Source organism: Paenibacillus sp. FSL R7-0189 (assembly GCF_037969925.1).
GTDB classification, from domain to species: Bacteria; Bacillota; Bacilli; order Paenibacillales; family Paenibacillaceae; genus Paenibacillus_AQ; species Paenibacillus_AQ odorifer.
This window is the reverse complement of the sequence record NZ_CP150223.1, coordinates 2,070,608-2,090,081: the sequence shown is the minus strand read 5'-3', so window position 1 is coordinate 2,090,081 and position 19,474 is coordinate 2,070,608. Positions and strand designations below refer to the sequence as shown.

Here is a 19,474-nt window from a genome sequence, read left to right as displayed (position 1 = left end):
CAATACTTAAACAGTAATTAAATGAACAGTGAAATAATTCAACTGAGCTGATTGGACCACCAAAGGCTCCCGTACTTTTCCCTTGTCAGGGGTAGGTGCTGGGAGTCTTTTTTTATGGGCTGATTGGGAGAAAGCAGAGGTAAGTAAGCCATGAGCGAACAATATTGGAGACAGCTGGAGGAGACAGATTGGGCATTTCGCAAGGCGGTTCGCAGATTCGTGAAAGAGCGGGATAAGGTCGCCGTAGCAGGCATCTCCTTACCAGGCATGCTGATTCTGCACAAAATCATTCGTGATGGTGAACAAAGGCTAGGAGACTTAGCGGATGAACTAGACTTCACCTCAGGTGCGATTACCGCATTGAGCGATAAGCTTGAGGCGGGTGGATATACCGTGCGCAGACGTAAAGAAGGCGACCGTAGAACGGTAATGCTGGATATTACGGATAAAGGCCGCAAGCTGGCGGAGCAGAACAGCAACATCGGAGAACGATGTATTTCGCTTTTGTTTGAGGGGTTTACGGAGGAGGAATTGGCGCAGCAAAATGACTTTTATCAGCGGATCATTAGCAATTTGGAAGGATTCTCGGATATCCTGCTGAAGCTCGCCAAGGAGAATGCAGAGACCTCTCCAACCCTTGAACAGAAGCCACGAACAACCACCAAAAAAAGTAATTATCTTAGCTACTAAAAATTGAACGTAGGAGAGATGAACGATGGGACATTCAACCATTTATCCAACTGGAGCAACCGTATATAACCCTAACAAAGCCTGGAGTGGCTATACCGTATTTCAAGCTGGTGAAGAAGGTGTTGTACTGATTGATATGAACGGTAAAGAGGTGCATTTGTGGAAGGGGCTGCTTGGATTTCCGGCTAAAATCTTCCCGGGTGGTTATGTGCTGGGCAGCACAGGAAGAAGAGATCCTAAATTCGGAATACAGGATAATGTAGATCTGGTACAGGTGGACTGGGATGGGAACATCGTGTGGAAATATAACAGCTATGAACATATAGAAGATCCGGGTTATGAACCCCTCTGGTATGCCCGCCAACATCATGACTATCAGCGCGAAGGCAATCCGGTCGGATATTTTGCACCGGGGCTTGAACCCAAGGTAGACAGTGGAAAAACGCTAATTCTTGCTCATAAAAACATCTACAATCCTCAAATCTCCGACAAACAATTGCTTGATGACACGATCCTTGAGGTGGACTGGGAGGGGAATATCGTCTGGGAGTGGGCTCCAAATGAACATTTTGATGAGCTAGGCTTTGATGAAGCGGCCAAAAATGTACTATTTCGTGATCCTAACTCACGCTCTTTCGGAAATCTAGGTGGTGGTGTTGGAGACTGGCTGCATATCAATTCGGCTTCTTATGTAGGACCCAATAAGTTTTACGATGCAGGGGATGAGCGTTTCCATCCGGATAACGTGATCTGGGATGCGCGTGAAGCAAATATTATTGCGATCACGGATAAGCGTACCGGAGCCATCGTTTGGAGAATCGGTCCGGATTACTCGCTGCCAGAAGTGAAGCATATCGACTGGATCATTGGCCAGCATCATGCGCACATCATTCCGAAAGGTTTGCCGGGAGAAGGCAACTTACTTGTATTCGATAACGGGGGCTGGGGCGGTTATGGTCTTCCAAATCCATCTTCTCCTTTTGGGCAAAAAAATGCACTCCGCGACCACTCACGAATTCTGGAGATTAATCCCGTAACCCTTGAGATTGAGTGGCAATATACAGCGGCAGAAGCAGGTTTCTCTGTCCCAACCGATTCTTATAAATTCTACAGTCCATATATCAGCTCAGCTCAACGGCTTCCGAATGGCAACACCTTAATTACAGAAGGTTCTAACGGCAGACTCTTTGAGGTTACGCCAGAACATGAACTGGTATGGGAATATATTTCGCCATTTACGGACTCCAGAAATACCAACATGGTCTATCGTTCCTACCGTGTGCCTTATGCATGGGTACCACAGCTGGAAACGCCAGTTGAACAAGCGATTGAGCCAATAGACGTAACGCAGTTCAGAGTCCCGGGGTCTGCACCTAAAGGATCGGATTCTGTGGTAAGTGTGGCGACAACCCTGCCATTTGTTGAAGGAGCTGCTTGTGTGGCGACGACGGATGAAGGCAGCAGCCGCAAGGTAAATTAACAAATTTGAGGAGATGTGTCGGTTGAAAAAATCATGGATCAGCTCAAGCTTTCTGCTCTTATCTTTATCAGTGGTTATCCTTTTATCGGGCTGCAGCTCCAAGGGCGACGCGGCTGCCTCTAATGCCGCTAAAGAGGGAGCGGCGAACAGCAAAGCAGAGACATTAAAGATAAAAATTGCTGACATCAATACGAATCCCACTTTTCGGGTGGCACTAGATAAAGGCATCTTTGCCAAACACGGGATTGACGCTGAACTGGTCAACTTTGGTTCCCCTGCGGAAGGTGTAAATGCCCTTTTTATTAAACAGGTGGATGTGGCTTTCGGGGCAGACTTCCCCTTGCTGAACGCAGTGGCGAAGGGCGATTATGCTATTATCGCCTCGGCGGGATTAGCGACTGATGAAGCGTCCACTGAATGGAAATTGTTCGTACAGGACGATATTCAGAAGGCTGAAGACTTGAAGGGGAAGAAGCTGAGTTTCATACGCGGTACCTTCATTCCGTACCTTTGGGATGAATATTTGAAAGAGCATAATGCTGCTCTCAGTGATGTGGAGTTGATAGGACAGGGTGCCTTTGATGAAGCTTATATCGCTTTGAAGCAAGGTGCTGTGGATGGAGCATGGTTTTATGGTTCGGTTCTGAATGATAAGCTCTACGCGCTTAAAGGTGTTCATGAACTGACAGATATGTCTAAAACCACGGTTCGATTGGGGATGGGGATTGTAACGGGAAATGATTTTGCGACTAAGAATCCGCAAGGTATAGCGAATTTCCTAGCAGCGGTGAATGAAGCCGGAGCCTATGCTCAGGCTCACCCAGATGAGGTTGCTGATCTGATGTATAAGGAAGTGAAGCAGCCTAAGGAATCAACGATAAAAGATCTGCCGAATAATCCGTGGGCACTAGGATTTACTCAAGCAGCGTATGACAGTTTGACCAAGCAGAAGAAATATATGGTCGACAACGGAATCATTGAGAAGGATTTTGATCTGGATAGCAAACTGAATCTCGAGCCGCTGGCGAAGGCATTACCAGAAAAGGTTACGTACAAGAAATAGGGGGAGTTCAGCATGTCATTATCTGCTAAGCAGCATACCATTCATATTGAGCAGCTCCGTAAAAGCTACAGTGAACCGACTGCTGGGGAAGTCCACTACATTATAAAAGATGTAGATCTCGTAATTAAAGGTGGCGAATTCTTCGTTCTGCTCGGGCCGAGTGGTTGCGGGAAATCAACACTGCTGAATATGATCGCCGGCTTTGTCTCCAAATCCGGTGGGCATCTACGGGTGGATAATGTAGAGGTGAATAAGCCCGGCAGAGATCGGGCGGTTGTGTTCCAGCAGGCTGATTCCTCATTATTCCCTTGGTTAACCGTTCGTCAGAATGTGGAGTTCGGATTGCGGATGAAGAAAATCGCAAAGGTGGAACGGCATACAATATCGGATAGGTTCATCGGGCTTGTTGGGCTGAACGGGCATGAGGAGAAGTTCCCGAAGGAGCTGTCTGGGGGTATGAAGCAGCGTGTTCAGCTGGCTCGGGTGCTGGCGAATGATCCAGCGATTCTGCTGATGGATGAGCCATTTGGTGCACTGGATGCGATGACGCGCCGAACGATGCAGAAGGAATTGGTCAATATTTGGCGCCAGACACATAAGACGGTGATTTTTGTAACTCATGATATTCAGGAGGCGTTATTGCTGGGAGAACGAATTGGTATTATGTCAGTAGGACCGTCCTCTAATATTACGGATATTTATGACAATACACTGCCGTATCCGCGGGACGTAACCTCACCGGAATTCTACTCGTTATACAATCAAATTCAAGGTCATTTCGAAGAATAGGATAGGGTGAGACAGATGAGGAAATGGGTGGAGAAGAAGTGGGTTTCCGTAACCCTTCTATGGATTACCGCGCTCTGCGTCTGGCAGCTTGGAGCTGTAATCTATGGCCCCGATGTGATCCCCGGACCATGGAGTACACTTAAAGGCGGACGGGAGCTGCTGGAAGACGGAACCTTGCTGCAATATATCGGGATTAGCTTTTACCGGGTGCTCATTGGTTGGGTACTCGGCAGTTTACTGGCGATTCCCGTAGGACTAATCATTGGGAAGGTGAACTTGATCCGTATTTTTGCGGAGCCTTTCCTGAACTTTATCCGTTTTATCCCGCCGATTGCATTCATTACTTTGTTCCTAGTATGGTTTGGTATTGGGGAGCAGTCGAAGATTGCGTTAATTATGTACGCTACCTTTTTTATCGTGGTGCTGAATACTTTAACCGGTGTGATGTCCGTGGAAGAGGACAAAATCCGCTCAGCCCGCAGTATGGGCGCCAGTGAGTGGCAAATTCTGATTCATGTGGTCGTTCCGGCGACGATCCCTTATATTTTTACGGGTATCCGGTTAGCGATGGGCACCTCATATATGGCGATTATCGGCGCGGAAATGATTGCTTCGAACGAAGGTGTAGGTTATCTGATCTGGAATTCCCGGTTGTTTTTCCGTACGGATTGGATCTTTGTCGGGTTATTCTGCCTTGGCTTTATGGGCTTCTTTACGGATCGGCTTTTTGGCTGGTTCGGTAAGAAGGTGCTTTACAGATACGGTGTTGTCAGTGTGGCAGCGCGTAGACGGTAGTTATATTCATACATGTAAAACTGCCTGGAAATGTCGGGCAGTTTTTTACTTGGACTGAAGTTTATACGAATATTTTTTGTCATTGTAATTAAATTGGATGGAATCCAGTGATGAGGGATTAAGAGAATAATCATTTATTTTTTCTTTGTTGCCAGTCAGAAGATTATAAATATAAACTTCGTAACTATAGCTACCATCTGCATTTCCAGGAAGTATGGAAACCGATAGATAGAGTTTTTCTTTTTCATCAACTGCATAACTATAAAATTTACCTCCAGATGAATGGAATTGAGCAATTTCTTTATTAGATGTTGGATCGTCTACTTTCATCACCCAAGCTTGTTCTCGTATCGGCTGAGCTCCATCAGTGAAAATGGAAAAGGTATGATAGAGGATATAATCATCTAATCCAAAAACGCCGCTAACCACCAGAACAGCATCGCCATCATTTAAAGGTAACGTCAATAGCTTCTTGGACTTTTCTACAGCTAGTGATTTTTCATTAGGAGAACTTAAATAGAAAGTGAATGGCTCTGTTGGAAAATAAAATGGATTTGCTTCTGTTCCAGGGGCAATGTTCATTTTTGGGGCTGGCAACCATACGATACCGGCAGAGGTTTTGACAGCGTAGTTGTATTGTTCTGTATTCTGATCACGTAATGGGAGGGTGTAAAGATCACTGTTTATTTGAATGATTTTATTACTTGTATCTGGCGTGTTATTTTTAGGAGGAGTAGCTGCATTGTTGCAAGCTGAGATAAGCAAAGTACATAGAAATAAACCTGTTACCATCTGAATTTTTGTAAACGGCATTTTTCAAGCTCCTCTGAGGGTCATTTCTTATTATGAATAAATACTACTATACATCAGTAAAGTTCTATTTTAGTGTAATTAATGTAATTATTTTCATAAAAACATTTCTAAGGGAAACGGCGGTCATCTAAAAAAGACGACAGGTCGTTTCTTTTTATTTACAAATATTCCTATTCTCCTTAATGCCGCGAAAATAGTACACGCCTATACTGCAATTGGGTGCCTAACAGTTGGATCATAAAGAGCCCGCAAATAAGAAATAGGAGTGAAGGGGAAATCATGAAAAAAGGGATCAACAATCAATTATCGATGGGTCTAATGTTATCCTTGCTCGTCCTGTTGCTTGCTGCTTGTGGAAATTCGGCCAAGGCTGAAGAAACAACGAATGGAAAGGCTGGCACCAAAGAATTAAGTCTGACTGAGATCGAGAGTAAAGCTAAAGAAGAGGGCAGTATCATCAGTGTAGGAATGCCGGATTCCTGGGCGAACTGGAAAGATACATGGAGTGATATGAACAGTAAGTATGGTCTTACACATTCGGATACCGATATGTCGAGCGCGGAGGAAATTGCCAAGTTTGATGCGGAAAAAGACAAACCAACGGCCGACATCGGAGATGTGGGGATTGCGTTTGGATCGGTTGCTGTGGATAAAGGGGTAACCCAGCCTTATAAAACATCCTACTGGGATGAAATCCCCGATTGGGCTAAGGATAAGGACGGGAATTGGATCGTCGGCTATCAAGGTACCATTTCTTTTCTGACTAACACTAAGCTCGTGGCGAATCCACCGAAGAGCTGGGAAGATCTGAAGAACGGTAACTACAAAATCATCGTTGGTGATGTAACCAAGGCTGCTCAAGCACAGATGGCTGTATTGGCCGCAGCGATGGCCTTTGGTGGCGATGAGTCGAACATTGAACCGGGGATTGCTTTTTTCGAGGATTTAGCTAAAAAAGGACGTCTCTCCAATGCAGAAGCTTCCCTTGCCAACATTGAAAAAGGGGAAGTAGAAGTTACCCTGCTGTGGGATTTCAACGCTTTGAACTATAGAGACCAGATCAACAAAGATGGCTTCGCAGTAGCCATTCCTCAGGAAGGCAGTGTCGTGAGCGGGTATGCCACGATCATCAACAAATATGCGCCGCATCCTAACGCGGCGAAGCTTACACGCCAATACATCCTTAGCGATGAAGGACAGATTAATCTTGCCAAAGGTTACGCTCGTCCGATCCGTGACAGTGTAACGTTGCCGGATGATGTTGCAGCTAAGCTACTGCCAAAAGAGGAATATGTTAACGCTAATCCTGTTGGTGATTACAAGGTATGGGAAGAGACGGCAAAAACCATTCCTCAATTGTGGCAGGAACGTGTGCTTGTACATTTGAATTAGTATTCATTTCTCCCCAAAAAAGAAGCAGGGCGCCTTCGTCATGATGCCGTAAGGCGCCTTTGTTCTATTCCCGCGACAAGGAGCGAGTAAGATGAAACAAAGAAGCCGCGGTGTGATCCTGGCACTTATTCCATTTGCACTAATGGTGTTAGCCTTTCAACTGGTACCTATACTATCCATGCTGACGGGAAGCTTTCGCACAGCGGACGGAACGGGATTTACGTTAGGCAATTATCTGCATGCGTTGCAAAGTGCCTATTACATGCAGGCGATTAAGAACAGTCTGCTAATCTCCATAATCTCAAGTCTGATAGGGATCATTGTCGGGCTTTTTTGTGCTTATTGCATTACCCGGTTTACCCCGAGAGTACGCGATAGACTTCTGATGCTGTCGAATATGACCTCTAACTTCGCAGGTGTTCCGCTGGCTTTTGCTTATATCATTTTGCTCGGAAATAATGGGGTGTTTACACTCTTATTTAAACAGTGGGGCTGGAGTGTTTTTGCCGATTTTGATCTATATAGCTGGTCAGGTCTAATACTGGTGTATGTATACTTTCAGGTTCCGTTAGCCTTACTGCTTTTGTACCCGTCCTTTTACGGAATTCGTGAGCAGTGGAGAGAGGCAGCGTCCTTACTGGGGGCTGGGCCTTGGCAGTTCTGGAAGACGATAGGCCTGCCTATTCTAACTCCAGCGATCTTCGGCACACTTGGAATTCTTTTTGCTAATGCAATGGGGGCTTATGCCACGGCTTACGCATTGGTTGGCGGAAATTACAATCTGTTGGCGGTACGTATCGGTTCACTGGTTGCCGGAGATGTGGTTACACAGCCACAAATGGGGAGTACGCTTGCTGTTCTGCTTGGTCTGACTACGATTTTGGCGGTTTATCTGAACCATTTAATGGTGCGGCGTGCGGAGAGGTTCGGAACGAAAGCACTCAGTAAACCGGATGTGAAAATCAAAGCTTCCCGGCGTTTATGGACAGCTCGTGAGGAGGTAGGGCAATGAATATACGTAAAGCAGGCTTTGCTCCACGCACCTTCATGCTGCTGCTCATGGTGTATTTGCTGCTTCCTCTTTTGGCAACGGGTATTTATGCTTTTGCACAAGATTGGCAGAATACCTTGCTGCCCCGAGCTTGGACGCTGAATTGGTTTGGGGAAATGTTTGAGGATATTCGCTTTCTGGAGGCGCTTTGGACCTCGCTTTATTTATGCCTGATCAGCGTGGTGCTGAGTCTAGCCGTGATGCTGCCAGCTGTTTTTGTCATCACCCTCTATTTTCCGCGTTGGGAGAGCTTTATGAAAGGTATTGTTGTTTTGCCTTATGCGGTGCCTGGTGTTGTGGCTGCGGTAGGTCTTATTCGTACCTATTCCTCTGGTCCTTTTGATATCGCTGGAACAGCGTATTTATTGGTGGGCGCATATTTTGTGGTCATCCTTCCCTATATGTATCAGGGCATTCGCAATAGTCTGTTAACGGTTAATGCCGTAGAACTGCTGCATGCTGCGGAGCTGCTTGGTGCCCGCCGAAGAACGGCCTTCGTGAATGTGATTTTGCCTAATATATGGCCTGGGGTTATCGTCTCTACACTGTTATCATTTTCAGTTCTATTCGGCGAATTTGTCCTTACGAACATGTTAGTTGGCGGACATATTCAGACGATTCAGGTATATCTATATCAAAGGGTTGGTGAAAGTGGACATTTAGCCAGCGCGATTGCGATCTCTTATTTTCTGTTTATTCTAATTCTTTCGATGGTACTCATGAAGCTCGGTAAAAAGATGGGAGGGGCGTTAAGGGATGAATGATTATCTAAAGCTGCAGGGTGTACGCAAAATGTTTGGGAATACCTGTGTGTTAGACAATGTTGATTTGGAGATCCGTGAAGGTGAACTTGTGACACTGCTAGGCCCCTCCGGTTGTGGAAAAAGCACATTGCTACGCTGCATAGCCGGTCTTTCAGAGCTGGATGGCGGCAGAATTCTTTTGGAAAATAAAGATCTGGGAAGTTTGCCGCCCCGTAAGCGCGAGGTAGGAATGGTGTTTCAGTCTTATGCCTTGTTCCCCAATCTGACGGTGAGCCAAAATATCGAGTATGGAATGAAAATGCGGGGATTATCGAAATCAGCCCGCCATCATCGCTGCGCGGAATTGCTGGCATTGGTCGATCTGGAGGATAAACGGGATGTATATCCGCAGTCCCTCTCCGGTGGACAGCAGCAGCGGGTAGCGCTGGCTCGTTCTCTAGCGGTGCAGCCCAAAGTATTGCTGCTGGATGAACCCTTAAGCGCACTAGATGCTAAGATACGCAAGAATTTACGTGCAGAAATTCGTGATATCCAAAAAAGGTTTAACATGACGACACTATTCGTGACACATGATCAGGAGGAAGCGCTGATTCTTTCTGATCGCATCTGTATTATGAACGGTGGCCGGATTGTGCAGGATGGCACACCTGAGGGGTTGTACTCCGCACCACGAACAGAGTTCGTTGCCCGGTTTATGGGCAGTTACAATGTATTGACCCGATCAGAAGTGATGACGTTGTTCCGGGGGATAGATAGCACGCAGGACCGCTTTGCTATTCGGCCTGAGGCGGTTACGCTGCTGCATGAGGGTGCGGGACTTCACGAGGTTGCTGCCGGAGTGCAACTGGTGGATGGCATCATTAAATCTGTCTCCGTGTTGGGCAATATTATTAGGTGTACGGTAGAGGTAGAAGACATTTGCTTAACGGTTGATCTTTTAAATGACGGACGCTGGCTGAGGCTGGTGGAAGGGGCTAACGTCACCTTGGCTCTGAACCCTTCTGAGCTGCTGCATCTGGAACGAGAGGGAGCGTAATAAGATGACTGAAATGAACAATAAACTTATTGTGGTAGTGTTGGACGGACTTAGATATGAGGCCGCACGTGAATATATGGGGTATATGGAGCATTTGGTGGAGCAGGGGAAAATATCATGTCACCGAGTGAAGTCGGAATTGCCTAGTCTGTCACGCCCGCTTTATGAAGTGCTCTTGACGGGGACACCTGTGACCAAAAATGGAATTACGGCTAACCATATTGTGAGACCAAGCCATGAAGAGAGCGTATTCCATCTGGCAGTGGCCGCTAATTTGCGCACAGCTGCTGTCGCCTATCATTGGGTCAGTGAGCTTTATAATTCGGCCCCTTTTGATCCGCTGGCTGATCGCCATCAGCACAATGTGATGAAGCCCATTCAGCATGGCAGCTTTTATTTCGAGGATCACTATCCCGACAGTCATGTGTTTGCCGACGCGGTGTATTTACGGAGTGCCTATGATCCGCATTTCCTATACATTCACTCCATGAATATAGATGACGCCGGGCATCGTTATGGCGGCGAGAGTAAAGAATATGAGCTTTCAGTGCGTAATGCCGACGGTCTGCTGGCCACTGTTTTGCCTATTTGGATGGAACAGGGCTATAAGATTATGATTACGGCAGATCACGGAATGAACGCAAATGGGTACCACGGCGGGATAACCCCTTCCGAGCGAAATGTGCCATTATATACGTTTGGGGTAGATGTATTATCTTCAGAAAAAGAGGAAGAAATGCTGCCACAGCTGCGAATGGCTCCTTTAATGTGCCACTGTTTGGGGCTGGCCCCTTCGGCAGCAATGAGTAAGGAGGGCTTGCCTCCACTTGTGCAGAAGCAATCTCATGACAAAGTGGAAGAACCTTTGCCGTTGGTATGAAATAAAATAATTAGCACGAGAAAAATCATATATTTTACCCAATTAGGAGGTTGTCTATTGAGCGCTTCTAAAGCTATGAAATGGATTACGGGTTCCTGTGAAATTATTTTGGCAATTCCAATTCTGGGTGCTGCTATTGTTATTGGCACGGGGTATTCCGTTCTGGGGTTGATGTTTATTCTACATGTGATTACATTGATTTTATCTTCAAGAGACCGTGAGTCTATCTACGGTTCAGTGCTAGGAATTATAACTTCTTTATTGGCATGGATTCCTTTTGTAGGCTGGTTCTTGCACTTAATTACTGGGATTCTGTTGATGGTGAGTGGAGGACAGAAGTCCCGTTATCCGTCGAACCATATCTATCCACAATGATGTAAATTGACTTCAATACAGCCCAATTCGGACGTTTGTCCGGTTGGGCTGTATTCATGTTATAATGAGGGCACATTTTAGCAGTAAGCACAGAGAGGAGGCGCATCCATATGGAAATAACCGCACAAGAAGTAGCAGAATGGATGGTGAAGGAGATTCGTTTTACGGGTACCTTGCATCAGACGGCGGCGATTGAATATGTGAAAGAGAATTTTGGAGAACAATTTGTATTTGTGAATGAGAACGGCAATGCCTCACTCTCCAAAGAAGTGAAGAAAGCTTTCCGGAAACTCCATGGCGGGAGAATTGCTTGGGATCGAGACGGGTTCTTGTGGGCTTGGACCTAGGTTTGGCGCTTAAAAAACATTTATAAACTGTTCAACTTCTTATATAATGAGATGAAAAACGGACCATGCATGTACTGCAATGGCCCGTCTTTTTGCATTCTTTGTTAGTTAGATATATTCTGTCATTCCCTGTTCCTTTAGAAGCTCCACGATATCTTTGACTGACTGCGCTTTGTCCTTGGGACAGATTAATAGTGCATCCCCAGTATCCGCAATGATGAACCCGTCTACACCAATGGTCGTGATCAGTCTGCCATTTCCATAGATGATTGAATTATGGGTATCTATCCCCACATGATTTGCTTTTATAATGTTGCCTGCATCATCCGGAGGGAAGATTGAACCCAGTGCATCCCAGCTGCCGATATCATTCCAGCCAAATTGCCCGGAAAGCACGACAACTTCATCAGAGCGTTCTAAAATGCCGTAATCAATCGAAATATTCTGAAGCGTTGGATAGATGGCATTAATAACTTCCTCTTCTTGATCTGTACCCAAACAATCACTGATGGGCAGCATGGTTTTGTAGAGTCGAGGTAGATAACGTTTGAAATTATCAATAATGACAGAGGTCTGCCAAATAAAAATCCCACTATTCCATAGATAATTACCGGATGCCAGATAACTCTGTGCATTCTGAAAGTTTGGTTTCTCTACAAATTCATCTACATCATATACAGCCACTGGGCTTGTCGCAATCGGCGTCTTATCAAAGGCAATATAGCCGTAGCCAGTAGATGGGAAAGTAGGCTTGATTCCGATGGTTACTATTTTGTCTGACTCCATGGCAACAGTGCAGGCTTCGTCTAGTGTAAGACGGAATTGTTCCTCATCCGTTATATAGTGATCGGAAGGCAGGACGACCATTAAAGAATTACCATGAGATTTCTCTATAGATAATGCTGCAAAAAGAATGCTAGCGGCTGTATTTCGCGCCACAGGTTCAATTAGAATATTAGCTTTGAGAACGCTGCTGTGCATAATACTCTCCAACAATACTGCTTGGGTACGATTAGTAACGATAACTGTATTCTCCTGAGGAATAATCCCTTTGAAGCGTTCAATCGTATCGTTTAGCATAATGTCGTTGCCACTAATATTCAGCAGCTGCTTTGGGATTTCTTGTCTGGACAGGGGCCAAAACCGTGTTCCGCCCCCGCCGGCTAGGATTGTAGCATATTTATTCATGATGCATCACCAACCGGGCAATTGTGAAGGATATAATGCTCTCCGAGCCTTGGTTCAGGTTGAGTCCCGCGGCATGGATGCCGTCATAACAAGCACCAGTCTGCGCATCGATCAGAGGGATTCCCAAGGAATTATGCCCTAGATACCAGTTGTAGCATAATTCTGCCTGCGCAAGATAGGCGGGGTCCTCAAGAACAACAGCTGCTTCCCGGCAGGCCAGCAGCATCTCGCAGGCTTCAATGGGCTGTTCATCATAGGGTGCAGCCAGCCCATCGCGCAGCAGCCAGCCATGGCTGCCGATCGGTTTATAGTAACCTTTGCTGGAGAAGGTGGTGGAAGCTAGGAAATCCAGGCTTTCCTTGGCGGTCTCCCGCAGGTCTTTATTCCCGGAGATCAGGAAGGCCCGAAGCAGAGCCCAGGGCAGCATGGAATTGCCATAAGTGATGCTGTCCTCGAACCAATTCCAGCCGTGCCCCTTATAGCGGGTATATTGATTATGCAGCCGAACCGCAATATTTTCGATCAGACTCTCAATGGTTGCCCTTGGCAGAAAGGCGGCTTCTTCGGTCGTGTTTTCAGTATGCGGGTATGGAAAAGCATAACCTAATGAGCCCGGTGCTTCGGTAAGATAACTTAGGCCGATGATGGCATAGGCACCGGCCCGAGGTGAGCCCAAGGCTTCCAGATGCGGCAGTGCCTGATTGATCAAATACCGGCAGGTATTCATCAGGTTATCGGGCAGGGAAGCAGCATGCGACAAGGCGAACCCGAGTGCCCACAAGGTACGTCCCTGGCAATCTTCAGAACCTTTATCCTCTATAAAGGAGCGGTTATAATCCATGAAATTGCGAAAATTGCCGTCCGCTGTCTGGGAATGATAGATAAAAGAGATATACGTATGAATGAGATCGAGTGCCACGGCATCCCGGGAATTCTCGTACATTAAGACCGCAGCAATCAGAGCGCGGGCGTTATCATCGGTAGTGTAGCCCTTGGAACGGTCCGGAACCCCAAACTTGGTATGCTGAAAGATTCCTGTATCGTCCGTGATTCTGCGCATATAGCCTGGTTTAGACTGTACTGTGGTGGAGGTTTCCATTAAATCACGCTCCGATCAGCTGACGCCGAGCTCTGGATATGGCTGTGGAACAAGGCGGCATAGATTTTGGCGATTTCGTTCCAGCGCATAGTGAGCCCGAGCTTCAACGTGCGGTCTTCCATCGTTTGCACCAGAGCAGGGCTGTTCAGCAAGCGCAAAATGCAGGCTTCCAAGGAAGCAGAATCATGAAAATCAGCCAGTAGACCGCGGCCTTCTGCCAGCATTTCCTGGGCGTAGCGGTAAGGGGTAGACACGATAACCCGGCCATAACCGACTCCGTAGGCCAGGGTGCCGCTGACGGCCTGATCCTTACCCAGATAAGGAGTCACATAGATATCTGACATGACCAAGGACTCTATTACTTCTTCTTGGGTCAGCAACTTATCGACGAATTGGACATTGTCCTGCAGGTCAAACATTTCTACGAGGTCCGTCAGTTTCTGGCGGTAAACTTCCCCGGATTCCAGCTTGACGACCGGATGGGTCTTGCCCCAGACAATGTAAAGTGCTTCGGGATGGCGCTTGACCACGCCGCGCATGGCTTCGATGCTGTATTCAATCCCTTTGCCGGGACTGAGGAAGCCGAAGGTGGAGAGGATTTTGCGGTCTGGATAACCGTATTGTGCTTTAAGGCTGGTGCGTGAGGCTGTGCTAACTTGAGGGACGCCGTGATGGATGAATGTGATTTTGGAAACTGGGATCTCATAAATAGTAGATAAATCGGTAAGGGTTGATTCCGCCATCGTCACGACCTGCACGCTACGCTCGGCCAGACATCGGATGATCTGATGCTGCTTAGGGGAGGGCTTGGTCAACACTGTGTGAAAAACAACAACATACGGAATGTTCAAACGTTCGACAAAGGGCAGCAGGTATTCACCGCTTTCTCCGCCGTAGATGCCAAATTCATGTTGGATGACCAACAAATCGGTATCGGAATTGTTGAGGAAATCGGCCGTATCTATATAATCTGCGTAATTATGCTGGTCGATCTGCCGTATTACCTGCTGATCGTAAGCGTAGGTTTCATTGTTGTTTATGGCAATAATCCGGGGCGGGTTGAAGCCGGGAAGGTGGATAAGTTCATCTAGCAGATCCTGTGTGAACGTGGCGATACCGCACTCTCGCGGCAGACTGGTTCCCAGGAACACGATGTTGTGATTACGGACTGTATTTTTCATTCAAAGAGCCTCCCTAATGGTCTTGCGATTGGTCTGGATACAAAAAAAGAAAATAAAGAAGACTCTATTTTCTGAATAGGGAAAGGTATTTGGTTTTCTGAAATTAGAAATGTTGCAAATTATTTCCTAATCCCACTGTAACATGACCGTTTTATCTTGTCAATTCGATTGACGCCTTGGGGTTAGTGCGGATATATTATTGGAGGAGGTGTAGGAATGCCAGTCATACGCAGTAAACTGAGTGAGGTCATGGAGAGGCATGATCCGAAATTATCGATCCGCAAGCTTGCTAAAGAGATCAATTACCATTTTGATTCGGTACGCCGAATGTATAAGAATGAGATGGTGCAGTATCCAAGGGATCTGTTGCTAAAATTATGTGTATACTTTAATGTCCAGCCCGGCGAGCTGATTGCCATGGATGCGGAAGACAACGATTGGGTGATCGATCGTTCAAATGATTACGAGGAGGACGGCGATGACAAGGAACCCGGCACGGACAGCCACCTGTAAGCAGCTTCTGGATACATATCATGCCGGACGCGGTACAACCACTGTAAATAAAATGACGTTCACGGGTGTTGGGCACCGGGATGTCTATAATATAACCGCCCCGTTTATGTATAACGGGGAAGAGGTACTAATGGGAAGAGTTGAGGAACGGGACAGTGAGTTCTCTCAAGTCTTCTTTTTTACATGCCATGATGGGGTTTGGAGACCTCGTGCGCATACGCATACGTACAATTTACAGGACCCGTGCTGGACCCGGATCAGGGGGGAACTTATTGTGGGCGGGGTGGAAGTGATTACGGCAGCGGATGATCCGCACCGGATTGTCTCCTGGGTGACCCAGTTCTACCGGGGATATCACATCGATTCTTTGACCCACTTTTCTTCAGGTCCCGGCACGATGAAGGATATCCGGCTTATCGAGCTTGATAATGGCAGTGTAGGCGTATTTACCCGGCCGCAGGGCGAGCGGGGTGGGCGGGGGCAGATTGGGTTCACAGTGATTCCTTCGCTGGACGAACTAAATGAGCAGACCTTCATTGATGCCGAGGTTTTACAGGATCAATTCGTGCCCGAAGAGTGGGGGGGAGCCAATGAAGCTCATCTGCTGCGGGGTGGAATGGTGGGCGTATTGGGCCACATTGCTTGCTTCGATAGTGCCGGAAACAAACACTATTATGCCATGGCTTTTTCGCTGAATCCTGAGACTTATAAGGCAACTCCGGTCAAAATAATAGCAGTCCGCAGTGATTTTCCGGCGGGCCCGGGCAAGCGCAAAGAACTGGAGGATGTCATCTTCAGTGGTGGCTTGAAACGTCTTGGAGGAGGCCGGGCGGTATTGTCTGTAGGGGTGAGTGACGCAGAAGCATATCAGATTGAAATCGCAGACCCATTTGACGAATATGAATCCTAGCGTTCTTCCAGTAAGTTTGACTAGATTATATGGTCATGTTACACTTGGTGTGACAAGAATTTATGGTCAAAGAGAGCGGGAAACCCAATGAATAAGTTTATTCAATTCAACACACGTAAGACTGACACCAAGTCCAACATCAATCAGGCGCGTAAGCAAGGACGTATTCCGGCTGTATTATATGGTATTGGTAAAGAGACTCTGACGTTGGAAGTGAATGAAAAAGAACTTCTGGACATTCTCAAAAAGAATCCGCGCGCAATTCTGCAAGGTAAGGTATCGGAAGAGCTGGAGGTTCCGGTCGTGGTTCAGAACATTCAGAAGGATACCCTGTCCGGCAAAATTCTGCATATTGATTTTCAACATGTAAATATGAAAAAGAGCATGGACAGCAAGGTGACTATTCATTTTGCAGGTGAAGCCGTAGGGATTAAAGCAGGCGGCACACTTCAGGTAGAAATCTATGAAGTGGAAGTTCGTTGTATGCCTGAGGATCTGCCTACCTCCATGGAAGTCGATATCAGCGGACTGGATATTGGCGACCAGTTGCTCGTCTCTGATCTGATCTTCAAGGACGGTATTGAAGTGTTGACCGAACCGTCAACCGTAATGATCCAGATCAAGACCGTGCATGAAGAAGAGGAAGAAGAAGCGGTAGTAACTCCAGCTTAAACATATATTTTTATAAAAAAGGCAAGTTTCCAGGGAAGAGGAAACTTGCTTTTTTTGCGTTGAATCATACAGGAACTTCTCGTTGGTCCTTTGCCATAGGGGAACTACATAACGGGCAGGGCTTTGAGGTTAAATGATCCTCAGCTCCGCCCGCTTTCATGCGTGTCCAGCCAGGACAGGTACTGCTGGTACAATTCCATACCGCAACGACATGGGTTCTTGTCGCAGTTGTCCGGCTGGTAGGTAAGGATCTTGTTGTCACTGTTCTGCTCACCGTAGTCGTTGCTGTGGAAGAAACGGCAGAGCGGAAGGCTGATAACATGAAGCGGGAGACCTCTGCTTTTTTGCCTCGATGCCTCGCAGGTGAACTGATAAATAGCTCTTCCCGGGCTCTAGTAACAGCTACGTAAGCCAGTCTTCGCTCCTCTTCCAGGGCAGCCAAGCTTGAACTTCCACTATTTGCAGCGGCCAGCTTGCGGTCCTTGAGCCGGTCGCCCTCCAGGGCGGAGCTATGCGGGAGAATTCCTTCAGAGGCTCCAATCAAAAAGACCACAGGAAACTCTAATCCCTTGGATTTGTGAATGGTCATAAGCGCGATCCGATTCCCTTGTTCTTTGGTGCTTGGCTGACGATTATGTTCATTACGTTCAGTAACATTATCTATGAAATCCAGAAAGGCAGGGATACTATCAAATCGCTCTGCAGACGATTCTAGTTCATCTAGCATTTCTTTTAACGTCTCGCGATGTAAGGTTGCTTGATGCCGCTCATTCGCTTCGATGAAATAATCATAGAATTGCGTGCGGATCTGGCGGATCGCTTGGACTGGGGTTAACTCGCGCATATTGCGAATTAGATCCAGCCGCTCTCTAAGCTTAGTGCCCTTGAAATCCTCCATGCCGGGCATGGACAACAGATGGATTAGTGGGCCTTGCTTTGGTTGTCTGGCTTCCATCTGCCGGATGTGATTCATACCTTTTTCACGGTTCATATATAGAGTAGGCAGGATGTTCTCCATAGCCGCGAAATTCCGCCGATTCACGGAAAGACGCATATGATCCACGACCGGGGAAATTAGCCAGTGTTCGTACAGTAATTGGCCTTCTCCATAATCAATATAGGGAATATCGCGTAAAAGAAGTAATTCCAGAACGGCCCGGTTGCTGCTGGACGCTCTATATAACATGGCGAAGTCGCTATATTCTCTTTTGCCGCTCGAAACCTCGTTTAAAATATGCTCAACCATCTGCTCAGCTTCCTCGTCTGCTGTCTGCGGACGCATATACCGGGGCTGACTCCCGCTGCCTTTGGCAGCTTGCAGGGTTTTGGAACGCCGGCGCGTATTGTGCCGGATAATACCGTTACCGAGTCCGACTATAGCTGGACCAGAACGGTAATTAATATCAAGTGTAATAACCCTTGCTCCCGGGTACAGCTTCTCGAATTCCAGAATGAATTCACTGCGTGCCCCGTTGAAGGAATAAATCGTCTGGTCATCGTCGCCAACCACCATCAGATTATGCTGCGGGTGAGCAATCATTTTGACTAACTCGTACTGCAGGGCATTGGTATCCTGAAACTCATCCACCATCACGTATAGATATCTCATCTGCAATTCCTGCAAAAGCGTAGGACGCTCCTTCAGCATCCGATAGGCGATTAAGAGGACATCGTCGAAGTCGATTTTGAAATTGTCTAGTTTCCATTGTTCGTAGATTTCCAGAATGGATTTCATTTCTTTTTCAGCGGTGGTTCCTTCAGGCAAGCCTTCTACGGTACCCATGTTCATCTTACAGGAAGAGAGCAGGGAGAGTAGCGTTTCCGGTGGATAGGCATCCTTAGGTAGCCCGAGCTCACGCATGATTTGTTTTAGCAGGATGTGCTGGCGCCGCGTCTCACTGAAAATCTCTTGCTGCAATCCTTGTCTGCGCAAGAAAAATAAGAAAAAGGAATGAAACGTGCGGGCCTGCAGCCGCGCGACGTCTGCTGGGCCTACTCCCGGTAAAAGGGCGATCCGTTCGCGCATTTCAGCCGCAGCTTTACTCGAAAAAGTCAGCAATAGCAGCTGACTTGGTGAGACACCGCGCACGGACAACAAATAACCGGTTCGGCAGATCAGAACCGAGGTTTTGCCGGAGCCTGCGCCGGCCAGTGTTAGAAGCGGCCCTTTATGATGCCGTACCGCGGAAATCTGCGGACGGTTGAGCAGGATGCCGCCTTCTTCCAGCCTGCGAAAAAAAGCGGAGTCCTCTTCCTCCCGCTTCACCAGTTCTTGGCTTGTCTGCGCTGAGGCCACAGCCGCTTGCGGGATTCGCTCACCAGTCGCTCCCAGCGGGATATTATGAAATAAAAGCTTATTCAATAGATTCACCTTCATTATTTCTATATAGAGTGATCTCAACAAATCTAGTTCTATGATGTTTGAGTTCATCTTAA

Annotated in this window: 20 protein-coding genes; 15 read left to right on the top strand and 5 right to left on the bottom strand. The window is 47.1% G+C overall.

The window, feature by feature from the left end; all coding sequences use genetic code 11:
- Positions 1-150 precede the first annotated feature (150 nt).
- The 5 genes from MKY63_RS08960 to MKY63_RS08940 are packed head-to-tail and all read left to right on the top strand — an operon-like array spanning position 151 to position 4,817.
- Positions 151-690, top strand: a complete 540-nt coding sequence (locus MKY63_RS08960; protein WP_036687318.1) for a MarR family transcriptional regulator — start codon at positions 151-153, stop codon at positions 688-690.
- Positions 691-715: 25 nt separating this feature from the next.
- Positions 716-2,170 (top strand): aryl-sulfate sulfotransferase, encoded by a 1,455-nt coding sequence (locus MKY63_RS08955; RefSeq protein WP_076186164.1) that lies wholly within the window; start codon positions 716-718, stop codon positions 2,168-2,170.
- 22 nt (positions 2,171-2,192) lie between these two features.
- The gene (locus MKY63_RS08950; protein WP_339812532.1) at positions 2,193-3,233 is read left to right on the top strand and encodes an ABC transporter substrate-binding protein; all 1,041 of its coding nucleotides are present in this window, start codon (positions 2,193-2,195) and stop codon (positions 3,231-3,233) included.
- A 12-nt stretch (positions 3,234-3,245) separates the two neighbouring features.
- The gene (locus tag MKY63_RS08945) at positions 3,246-4,022 is read left to right on the top strand and encodes an ABC transporter ATP-binding protein (RefSeq protein ID WP_339812529.1); all 777 of its coding nucleotides are present in this window, start codon (positions 3,246-3,248) and stop codon (positions 4,020-4,022) included.
- 15 nt (positions 4,023-4,037) lie between these two features.
- Complete coding sequence (locus MKY63_RS08940; RefSeq protein ID WP_036687327.1) at positions 4,038-4,817, top strand: ABC transporter permease; 780 nt, start codon at positions 4,038-4,040, stop codon at positions 4,815-4,817.
- Between the two features lie 45 nt (positions 4,818-4,862).
- Here MKY63_RS08940 and MKY63_RS08935 read toward each other — a convergent pair whose 3' ends face one another.
- Positions 4,863-5,630 (bottom strand): hypothetical protein, encoded by a 768-nt coding sequence (locus MKY63_RS08935; protein WP_280753348.1) that lies wholly within the window; start codon positions 5,628-5,630, stop codon positions 4,863-4,865.
- A 279-nt stretch (positions 5,631-5,909) separates the two neighbouring features.
- Here MKY63_RS08935 and MKY63_RS08930 point away from each other — a divergent pair, with 279 nt between their 5' ends.
- The 7 genes from MKY63_RS08930 (at position 5,910) to MKY63_RS08900 (ending at position 11,475) form a co-directional block, all read left to right on the top strand.
- A complete protein-coding gene (locus MKY63_RS08930) occupies positions 5,910-7,022 on the top strand; it encodes an extracellular solute-binding protein (RefSeq protein ID WP_339812526.1) in 1,113 nt (370 codons plus the stop codon).
- Positions 7,023-7,113: 91 nt separating this feature from the next.
- Complete coding sequence (locus MKY63_RS08925) at positions 7,114-8,034, top strand: ABC transporter permease subunit (RefSeq protein WP_280753346.1); 921 nt, start codon at positions 7,114-7,116, stop codon at positions 8,032-8,034.
- A complete protein-coding gene (locus MKY63_RS08920; RefSeq protein WP_339812522.1) occupies positions 8,031-8,837 on the top strand; it encodes an ABC transporter permease subunit in 807 nt (268 codons plus the stop codon). Before MKY63_RS08925 ends, MKY63_RS08920 begins: the two co-directional genes overlap by 4 nt.
- On the top strand, positions 8,830-9,873 hold the full coding sequence (locus tag MKY63_RS08915) for an ABC transporter ATP-binding protein (protein WP_076127045.1): 1,044 nt from the start codon (positions 8,830-8,832) through the stop codon (positions 9,871-9,873). Before MKY63_RS08920 ends, MKY63_RS08915 begins: the two co-directional genes overlap by 8 nt.
- A 4-nt stretch (positions 9,874-9,877) precedes the next feature.
- Positions 9,878-10,753: an alkaline phosphatase family protein gene (locus MKY63_RS08910; protein ID WP_081387133.1), complete on the top strand. Its 876-nt coding sequence runs from the start codon at positions 9,878-9,880 to the stop codon at positions 10,751-10,753.
- A gap of 57 nt (positions 10,754-10,810) precedes the next feature.
- The gene (locus tag MKY63_RS08905) at positions 10,811-11,128 is read left to right on the top strand and encodes a hypothetical protein (protein ID WP_036687337.1); all 318 of its coding nucleotides are present in this window, start codon (positions 10,811-10,813) and stop codon (positions 11,126-11,128) included.
- 110 nt (positions 11,129-11,238) lie between these two features.
- A complete protein-coding gene (locus MKY63_RS08900) occupies positions 11,239-11,475 on the top strand; it encodes a hypothetical protein (protein WP_036687339.1) in 237 nt (78 codons plus the stop codon).
- Between the two features lie 108 nt (positions 11,476-11,583).
- On the opposite strand, the gene MKY63_RS08895 is transcribed toward MKY63_RS08900, so the two are convergent.
- Genes MKY63_RS08895 through MKY63_RS08885 form a run of 3 tightly spaced genes read right to left on the bottom strand, consistent with a single transcriptional unit; the run spans position 11,584 to position 14,943 of the window.
- On the bottom strand, positions 11,584-12,663 hold the full coding sequence (locus MKY63_RS08895; protein WP_036687341.1) for a mannose-1-phosphate guanylyltransferase: 1,080 nt from the start codon (positions 12,661-12,663) through the stop codon (positions 11,584-11,586).
- The gene (locus MKY63_RS08890) at positions 12,656-13,762 is read right to left on the bottom strand and encodes a glycosyltransferase (protein WP_076186148.1); all 1,107 of its coding nucleotides are present in this window, start codon (positions 13,760-13,762) and stop codon (positions 12,656-12,658) included. The genes MKY63_RS08895 and MKY63_RS08890 overlap by 8 nt, the downstream gene beginning before the upstream one ends.
- Complete coding sequence (locus MKY63_RS08885) at positions 13,762-14,943, bottom strand: glycosyltransferase family 4 protein (protein WP_036687342.1); 1,182 nt, start codon at positions 14,941-14,943, stop codon at positions 13,762-13,764. The genes MKY63_RS08890 and MKY63_RS08885 overlap by 1 nt, the downstream gene beginning before the upstream one ends.
- Positions 14,944-15,159: 216 nt before the next feature.
- Here MKY63_RS08885 and MKY63_RS08880 point away from each other — a divergent pair, with 216 nt between their 5' ends.
- From MKY63_RS08880 to MKY63_RS08870, 3 genes are all read left to right on the top strand, one after another.
- Complete coding sequence (locus MKY63_RS08880) at positions 15,160-15,456, top strand: helix-turn-helix transcriptional regulator (protein ID WP_051491502.1); 297 nt, start codon at positions 15,160-15,162, stop codon at positions 15,454-15,456.
- Positions 15,422-16,366: a DUF1861 family protein gene (locus MKY63_RS08875; protein ID WP_076186146.1), complete on the top strand. Its 945-nt coding sequence runs from the start codon at positions 15,422-15,424 to the stop codon at positions 16,364-16,366. Before MKY63_RS08880 ends, MKY63_RS08875 begins: the two co-directional genes overlap by 35 nt.
- 87 nt (positions 16,367-16,453) lie before the next feature.
- A complete protein-coding gene (locus tag MKY63_RS08870) occupies positions 16,454-17,038 on the top strand; it encodes a 50S ribosomal protein L25 (RefSeq protein ID WP_076101172.1) in 585 nt (194 codons plus the stop codon).
- Between the two features lie 64 nt (positions 17,039-17,102).
- Here the strand turns inward: MKY63_RS08870 and MKY63_RS08865 are convergent, their stop codons facing one another.
- The gene (locus MKY63_RS08865) at positions 17,103-19,400 is read right to left on the bottom strand and encodes a UvrD-helicase domain-containing protein (protein WP_339812513.1); all 2,298 of its coding nucleotides are present in this window, start codon (positions 19,398-19,400) and stop codon (positions 17,103-17,105) included.
- Positions 19,401-19,474 lie beyond the last annotated feature (74 nt).